Annotated in this window: 8 protein-coding genes; all 8 read left to right on the top strand. The window is 42.4% G+C overall.

The genetic code is table 11. The features are described from left to right. The first annotated feature begins 126 nt into the window (after positions 1–126). The 8 genes from H6G92_RS29530 (at position 127) to H6G92_RS29495 (ending at position 8138) form a co-directional block, all read left to right on the top strand. Positions 127–708, top strand: a complete 582-nt coding sequence (locus H6G92_RS29530) for a KaiA family protein (protein WP_190899131.1) — start codon at positions 127–129, stop codon at positions 706–708. A gap of 521 nt (positions 709–1229) precedes the next feature. Then, positions 1230–1544 (top strand): circadian clock protein KaiB, encoded by a 315-nt coding sequence (kaiB, locus tag H6G92_RS29525; RefSeq protein ID WP_099099291.1) that lies wholly within the window; start codon positions 1230–1232, stop codon positions 1542–1544. A gap of 78 nt (positions 1545–1622) precedes the next feature. Beyond that, positions 1623–3185, top strand: coding sequence for a circadian clock protein KaiC (gene kaiC, locus H6G92_RS29520; protein WP_190899129.1), 1563 nt, complete (start codon positions 1623–1625; stop codon positions 3183–3185). Positions 3186–3288: 103 nt separating this feature from the next. Continuing rightward, positions 3289–5478, top strand: coding sequence for a TolC family protein (locus H6G92_RS29515; protein WP_190899127.1), 2190 nt, complete (start codon positions 3289–3291; stop codon positions 5476–5478). A gap of 180 nt (positions 5479–5658) precedes the next feature. Beyond that, the gene (locus H6G92_RS29510) at positions 5659–6036 is read left to right on the top strand and encodes a hypothetical protein (protein ID WP_190899124.1); all 378 of its coding nucleotides are present in this window, start codon (positions 5659–5661) and stop codon (positions 6034–6036) included. A gap of 247 nt (positions 6037–6283) precedes the next feature. Next, complete coding sequence (locus H6G92_RS29505) at positions 6284–6790, top strand: hypothetical protein (protein WP_190899122.1); 507 nt, start codon at positions 6284–6286, stop codon at positions 6788–6790. Then, positions 6790–7314 (top strand): GNAT family N-acetyltransferase, encoded by a 525-nt coding sequence (locus tag H6G92_RS29500; RefSeq protein WP_190899121.1) that lies wholly within the window; start codon positions 6790–6792, stop codon positions 7312–7314. Before H6G92_RS29505 ends, H6G92_RS29500 begins: the two co-directional genes overlap by 1 nt. Positions 7315–7358: 44 nt before the next feature. Then, entirely contained in the window at positions 7359–8138 is a 780-nt protein-coding gene (locus H6G92_RS29495) for a photosystem II S4 domain protein (RefSeq protein ID WP_190899119.1), read from the top strand. Positions 8139–8191 lie beyond the last annotated feature (53 nt).

The raw sequence follows: 8191 nt of genomic DNA, 5'->3' as shown, positions 1-8191 counted from the left end.
TTTGCTTTCCAATTATTTAATTCAGCAACTAAAACGCCCAAGTATTCCTATGTGCTTGGTTTGATTTAAGTTGTCGTGTGGCAGGGCTACGCCCCGCCCGCTATTTGTGCCAGTTGCGTAAGTCCTGTGTTATTACCGATATTGATTCTGCAACCTGATATTAACAAATGTTTAAATAATCCAGTTGACTTAGACAACCAAAAAGGTTTGAGCACGTGGGTCTGGAAAGTTATTGACGCGATTATTGCCCAATTTTGCTACCTACCTGTTGCTGCAACTCCCTCTGGAAAAATCAACTATTTACCAAATTGGCTGCAACAAAATCCAAATAAGGCATACACTGACAAGTACATCTATGTATTTGCCAGTCACACCCAAAAAAGCCAACAGAATTTTCAGGAGATGACTCCACCAGAAAGACAAGGATTATTAAGACAGCTTAAATCAGATTACAGTCTAATCCTTATAAATTATTTTACCACAGACAAAACACTCCAAGAAAAAATTGATAAATTTATCAATACTATATTTTATGCTAATATTCCTGTGCCCCAAATCATCGAAATCCACATGGAGGTAATTGAAGAATTTTCTAACCAGCTAAAATTAGAAGGAAGGAGCAATGAAACGTTACTTGATTACCGCCTAACGTTGATAGATATCCTGGCTCACCTTTGCGAAGTCTATAGGAATTCGATTTATAAATAAAAACTTTAATTTTGTAATTGGAGAAGGCACGAGGAAAGAATTATGAATGAAAATTTTAGTTTTGGATATAAAAGCCAGTTTAATAAAGCAAAATTGGATCGAGACGCATTGCGCGATAGACATTCGTAGCCAGTGTGGTCTTCTAAGGAGACGCTACGCGTAGCTAGCTTCCCCGTAGGGGTACGGCCATCCTACGGTATGTCTAGCCTCTTTTTTTGGGAGAAGAGGAGACGATGCCGCACATAGCGCAGCATTAGAGAGTCTGCGTCATGAGAAAAGCAAGCTATGAGCACCGCCTCTTAGAGAGCGTTTGAGATGCATCCCAAGTGGAATAACTGGCACGTCTACAACCTAAGTCCCACCCTTTTAAACGTTGGTTACTTCAGTCATAACTGCCTCCTGAACAATGTTCAACTTGGAATAAGCTACCGCTGTTAGTGACTCCCAATGCGCGATAGCTGCGCCAACGCCAAGAGCGAACGCATCTTTTATTTCTATGAGCATAACTAGCCATTAAGTATATGAATAAAGCCAGAAAAACCTACGTTCTCAAGCTTTACGTAGCAGGGAATACCCCTAATTCAGTCCGAGCATTAAAAACGCTCAAAGATATTTTAGAACAGGAGTTTGAAGGCGTTTATGCTTTAAAAGTGATCGATGTACTGAAAAGTCCGCAACTGGCGGAAGAAGATAAAATATTGGCAACGCCAACATTATCTAAAATTTTGCCTCCACCCGTTCGCAAAATTATTGGGGATCTTTCAGATAGAGAAAGAGTCTTGATTGGATTAGATTTGCTCTATGAAGAACTGAGTGAGGAAGACTTTGAAGAGTAAAATTTTAATCATAAAGAAATTGAGTACAAACTTTTAGTCATAAAAAAACAGTTTTTAATACCCTTTTGTTATCAAGCAATGATTGAAAACGAGCAATTAGAACCAAAGCAACCACCAAAAATTGGGGGTGTAGAAAAAATTCGCACGATGATCGAAGGGTTTGACGATATTAGTCATGGTGGTTTACCAATTGGTAGAACTACCTTGATCAGCGGCACATCTGGTACAGGTAAAACTTTATTCTCTCTTCAGTTTCTCTATAACGGTATCACCTACTTTGATGAAGCAGGAGTATTTGTTACTTTTGAAGAATCACCCAGTGATATTATTAAAAATGCCCATGTTTTTGGTTGGAACTTGCCACGTCTAATAGAAGAAGGCAAGTTGTTTATTCTTGATGCATCTCCAGATCCAGAAGGTCAAGATATTGTTGGAAATTTTGACCTTTCTGCACTCATTGAACGTCTGCAATATGCCATTCGCAAATACAAAGCTAAACGAGTTTCAATCGACTCAATAACAGCGGTATTTCAGCAGTATGAAGCAATGGGAGTAGTGCGACGCGAGATTTTTCGCCTAGTAGCACGTTTGAAACTACTGAGTGTCACCACTGTAATTACCACTGAACGTAGTGAAGAATATGGGCCTGTTGCCTCTTTTGGAGTAGAAGAATTTGTTTCCGATAATGTGGTAATTGTTCGCAACGTTTTAGAAGGAGAACGCCGCCGTCGCACAATTGAAATTCTCAAGTTGCGCGGCACAACTCATATGAAAGGCGAGTATCCGTTCACGATTACTAATGAAGGAGTTAATATCTTCCCGCTGGGAGCAATGCGCTTAACTCAACGGTCTTCTAATGTCAGGGTATCTTCTGGTGTCAAAATCTTAGATGAAATGTGCGGTGGTGGTTTCTTTAAAGATTCGATTATTTTGGCAACAGGAGCCACAGGTACTGGTAAAACGCTGTTAGTCAGTAAGTTTATTCAAGATGGCTGCCTTAATGGAGAACAGGCAATATTATTTGCTTATGAAGAATCACGTGCCCAACTATCTCGTAATGCTTCCTCTTGGGGAATTGATTTTGAAGAATTAGAACATCAAGGTTTACTCAAAATAATTTGCACTTATCCAGAATCAACTGGTTTAGAAGATCATTTACAAATTATTAAATCAGAAATTGCCGTCTTCAAACCAGCTCGAATCGCCATTGACTCTCTATCAGCACTAGCGAGAGGAGTAAGCAATAATGCATTTAGGCAGTTTGTAATTGGTGTGACAGGTTATGCTAAACAAGAAGAAATTACTGGTTTCTTTACTAACACTACTGACCAATTTCTGGGAGCGCATTCAATTACTGACTCTCATATTTCCACGATTACCGATACAATTCTGATGTTACAGTACGTAGAAATTCGTGGAGAAATGTCGCGGGCAATTAACGTATTTAAAATGCGCGGGTCTTGGCATGATAAGGGAATTCGTGAGTATAATATCACTGCGGATGGCCCCGATATTAAAGATTCTTTCCGAAACTACGAACGGATTATCAGCGGTGCTCCTACTCGCGTTAATATCGATGAAAAGGCGGAACTTTCTCGCATTGTTAGACGTTTTGAAGACAAACAGAGTTCCGAACCCTAAATTTAGTATCGTAGTATATTCTTTCCTAAATTTAGTATCGTGCTATATTCTGTGGTGAAGAAAGGTTTTCTGCCGCTAGATTGATTTTCGTGTGAGGGATGCGGTGAAAGGACAGCAATTATTCCATAGCTTCTTACCTGGTGTGACAGCAGCGGTCTTAACAACTCAGCCTGCTTGGGCTGGTACTGTGAAACTACCTGGGGTACAGCTGGCGTCTTCTCCTAGTGTTTTGACTTCTAATTATGGTCAAGACTTGGTTGTGGACATCACAAATACGCAACTGCCTAACGGCGGAGATGTTAGTGTTCCAACCCTAGTACCTGCTTTCGGTTTCAGTAAACTTAGCATGAAGCCTTTAAGTAATAACAGTATTCCAGTGTTTACGGCTGGAAATACTGTTGTGCCAATAAAACAAGTACTTAAAAAAGATGAAGGTAGATTTTTCAGTTTGACACCTACCTCTAATCCTCCCCAACAGCTTGGTGTCAGCCGTTCTGCTCAAAATAACCAAAAACAGAGTAATTCAAGCGCTTATGGACAAGAATCAAAGAAGATAGTAGTTCCCAACTACACTTCCAAACCTTCTTCTGTCCAAAAAGAAATTTTTTCCCTGTCTTCTGCACAGCAGCCAGTGGTTCAAAAGATAAATACTGCTACTCAGTTGCAGACTTTTTTACAAACTTCAGCTACAGGTGTACGATCAGCGAAACTGTTGTCAGCGCAAAGATGTCCACAGGAGTTGGGGAAAAGCAAAACTGATTCCTCAGCCGCTTTGCTACTGACCTCAAGCAGCTGCTTACAACAAAATGCTGTTGGCCGCCTAGCCCAGAGTAATACCCCTATTCCGACAGATTTGACGCCAACTCCCACTGTGCCAGGAACCGTAACTCCTGCGCCTGGGGGTTCGGTACAACCTCCCACTGTGCCAAGCACCGTAACTCCTGCGCCGTCAAACCCGGTGCAAATTCCAGAGAACCTGATTCCCAGCTCAAATCCCTTACAATTTCCCACCAAACCGGAGGAAGTGACACTTCAGGGAAATCAGCCAATTACTTTGGCACAGGCTCTGGAGCTAGCACGGCGTAATAATCGGGATTTACAGGTGTCCTTGTTGGAGCTAGAACGCAATCGAGCATCTCTACGCGAGGCGCAAGCGGCCTTATTACCCACTCTTAATGTTAGTACGGATGTTACTCGCAGTCAGTCTGCTGGAAGTCAGCTCTCGTCGGAACTCCAAGAACAACAGACGGGTATATCATCCCCAGATGAAGCTGGTACATCTTTTTCAGGTCAAGCACAACTTTCATATAACATCTACACTTCTGGGAGAGTGCAAGCTAACATCCGAGCGGCTGAAGAACAGGTACGTTTCAATGAATTGGCTGTAGAAACCCAGTCCGAGGAAATCCGCCTGAATGTTGCCACTGAATACTACAATCTGCAACAAGCAGATGAACAAGTACGCATTGCCCAGTCAGCTGTGCAGAACTCTGAGGCTAGTTTGCGTGATGCAGAAGCTTTAGAGCGAGCTGGAGTTGGTACGCGGTTTGATGTGTTGCGATCGCAAGTGAATTTAGCAAATGCCCAACAAGATTTGACTAATGCTAGATCGCAGCAGGCAATAGCCCGTCGTCGTTTAGCAACTCGGTTGAGTTTGCCCCAGGCAGTGAATATCAGTGCGGCTGACCCTGTACAATTAGCTGGTCTTTGGAACCAATCGCTAGAACAAAGTATTGTGTTGGCTTTTCAAAATCGTCCCGAACTACAACAACAGTTGGCACAACGCAATATCAGCGAGCAACAGCGTAGGCAGGCCCTTGGGGAGCTAGGCCCTCAAGTTAGTTTGGTAGCCAGCTACAACCTACTAGATCAGTTCGATGATGGTGTCAGCATTACTGATGGTTATTCATTAGGAGTTAGGGCAAGTCTAAATTTGTATGATGGAGGAGCCGCAAGAGCAAGAGCAGATCAATCAAAAGCTAATATTGCGATCGCAGAAACTCAATTTGCTGAACAGCGCAACCAAATTCGCTTTCAGGTAGAACAAGCCTATTCCACCCAGCAATCTAGTTTGGAGAATGTTCAAACCGCTAATACTGCTTTAGAACAAGCTAGGGAAGCTCTACGTTTAGCGCGTTTGCGATTCCAAGCTGGTGTAGGCACTCAAACTGATGTCATTAACTCTGAAAACGACCTCACAAGAGCTGAAGGTAATCGAGTCACAGCAATTTTGGATTACAACCGTGCTCTAGCTCAGTTACAACGGTCTGTTACCCTCAGAGCACTACGCTAGTACTGCTGACTCATCTCTCAATTAAAAATTCTAAAAGCCTCATTTTTCAATAATTACATTGAAGAATGAGGCTTTTTGGTAAAAAAAACGTATTTGTAACAGCAATTTTGTGAAATGATGTAGCATAACTGAGTGTCCGTAGTTTACCCCCGTAGGCATCGCTCGCCTTGTCAAAGACTCATGACTAAAGTAACATCTCAAGAAATTGCACAGTTTCGTTCTCAATTGGCAGATGATCCTAGCGATATGGAAGCGCTGGATTTGATTGAAGACTGTGATGGAGATTTAGAAGATGCGGCGATGACGCTAGCTATCCGGGCAGGACAACAGCCAGAAAGAGCAAATGCCGAGTGGTTAGATGCTTTGGCTAGAAAATGGCGGGCGGTCATTTGCGAACAAGAATATCGGGAAGATTTGCTTAATACTTCACTTCAAAAGATGATGGAACGTCTAAAAGCAATGCCGACGTTTCCTAAGATTTTGGCAACGCCAGTTTTGATTTATGTCCTTAAGCAAGGCGTGAACAATTTTTGTGAGCCACTAGATTCGCTAAAGTGAATCAGCCCATGTACATTTAACTTCTGCTTAACTTGTGCGATGCCTGCGGTTCTTGCTAGCCTACGCGGTTTGTAGTTGAGTTCAATACAGATTTGATTTAACCCCCAACCCCTTAAGAGCTAGCGTTGGGGAGTAAGAATCAAAGCCTTCCAAAATTCCAAACTCCAACTCAAGACAAGATTGATTCGACCAGGACTGATACGCTGTTAATTAAGGCAAAACTTCTATTAGACAAATTGTAAAATCAATGAATTACCTTGTTGCCGTATTACCAGACCGCATTCAAGCCGAAGCTGCTTACTTAGCTTTAGAAGAAGAAGGCATAAACAGTACTATCCTGGGGAAAGGATATAAAACGGCTGACGAGTTTGGCTTAATTGACCCCAAAGACCAAGCCAAAAAGCAAGCACAACTGATGGCAACCTGGCTGATACCATTCGGCTTTTTTGCAGGTTTTACGTTCAGCCTCATCACTGGTTTAGATACTTTTGCCTGGGCGGGTGAAGTTGGCAATCACATCGTTGGCGGACTGCTGGGTGCTGCTAGTGGTGCTATGGGTGGTGTGTTGGTTGGTGGCGGAGTCGGTTTACTTGTAGGTAGTGGTGATGCTTTACCTTATCGGAACCGCTTAGATGCGGGTAAATACTTGGTTGCCGTTCAAGGTTCTGAAACTCTGACTCGACAAGCAACCCGAATATTACGTCAGTTTGATCCAGAAAATATCCAAGGTTATGCTGACACGAGTGGTGTGTAATGAATCATACTTTACACATCGTGACACAGCGACTTGAGTTGCTTCCCTGTTCTTTGGAAGTGGCGCAAGCCGTTGTGACAAGAAATAAATCTCAAATAGAGAAGCTTTTGGGGGTAAGGGTTCCTGATGATTGGTATGGATCTGAGGTGTTAGATATTTTCCCAATGTATGCTCAGATGCTAATAGATGATCCTTCCCAGTTAGGTTGGGGTGTCTGGCTAATGATTCACATTGCCGATTCTACTTTAATTGGCGATTTGGGTTTTATTGGCAAACCCGATCAAACAGGAACTGTAGAAATGGGTTATGAAGTGCTATCAGCTTATCGCCAGCAGGGATTTGCTTTTGAAGCAGTAGAAGCACTGGTTGATTTTGCCTTTACTCAGCAAGAACTCAAGAGAATTATCGCTCATTCTCCAGATGATCATGTTGCCTCGATTCGCATTTTGGAAAAACTGGGAATGCAACAAATTGCTAGGGATGAAAACCTGCTGAAATGGGAATTAAAGTTAGAATCAAGATAGTTATAGCTAATTAATTCTCAATTCATAACTCATAATTTTTAAGAATGTTGCCACGAGAAGAACTTTTAAAAGGTGTTGAAAATCGAGATAGTGTAGCTCGTGTAATTGACCAAGCAGAGCAAGCCATCAAAACTTGGGAAGTGGTTTTGACTGATTTTCTATCTCCCCCCGAATTAGCGGAAATTCAACGAGTGTTTAATCGATTAACAGAAGTGCAATTAGTTGCGTGGGGTGGATATCCGCAAGCTGAACGCCAAAGAATAGCGATCGCTCGTTCGGAACTTCCCTTAGATCAATCTCAGGTCAGCCTTGTCGCCGTAGAAATTGCTGGTAATTTCCTGTTTGATACTGCCTCTCACCGTGACTTTTTAGGCGCAATGTTGGGCACAGGAATTGTTCGTGAAAAGACGGGAGATGTAATTGTCTTGGGAGAACGAGGGGCGCAGGCGATTGTTGCACCGGAGTTGGTGGAATTTTTGGAAATGAGTCTGAAACAGGTGCGATCGGTTCCTGTGAAAACTCAGAAGATTGAGGTAACTGAATTAAGGGTTCGGGAACCCAAGAAAAAAGAATTAACTACTGTGGAGGCTTCATTGCGATTAGATGCGATCGCATCTGCTGGTTTTGGCATGTCGCGCAGCAAAATGGTTGATTTTATTGATGCTGGTGATGTCCGTGTCAATTGGAAGGAAGTTACCCAAGCTAGTTCTCAAGTCAAATCAGGCGACTTAATCGCCATTCGCTCTAAAGGGCGTTTAGAAGTTGGAGAAATTGCCGTTACAAAAAAAGACCGTTTCCGAGTTCAATTAACAAGATATATGTAATCAGTGAGCAGATCAGAGTAAAAAGTTAGGAGTTTCAAATTCAGCACTTTGTT

The sequence above is a fragment of the Nostoc foliaceum FACHB-393 genome (genome assembly GCF_014698505.1).
Lineage (GTDB): Bacteria > Cyanobacteriota > Cyanobacteriia > Cyanobacteriales > Nostocaceae > Nostoc > Nostoc foliaceum_A.
The sequence above is the reverse complement of the archived record's forward strand: the minus strand, read 5'-3'. Positions and strand labels throughout refer to the sequence as shown.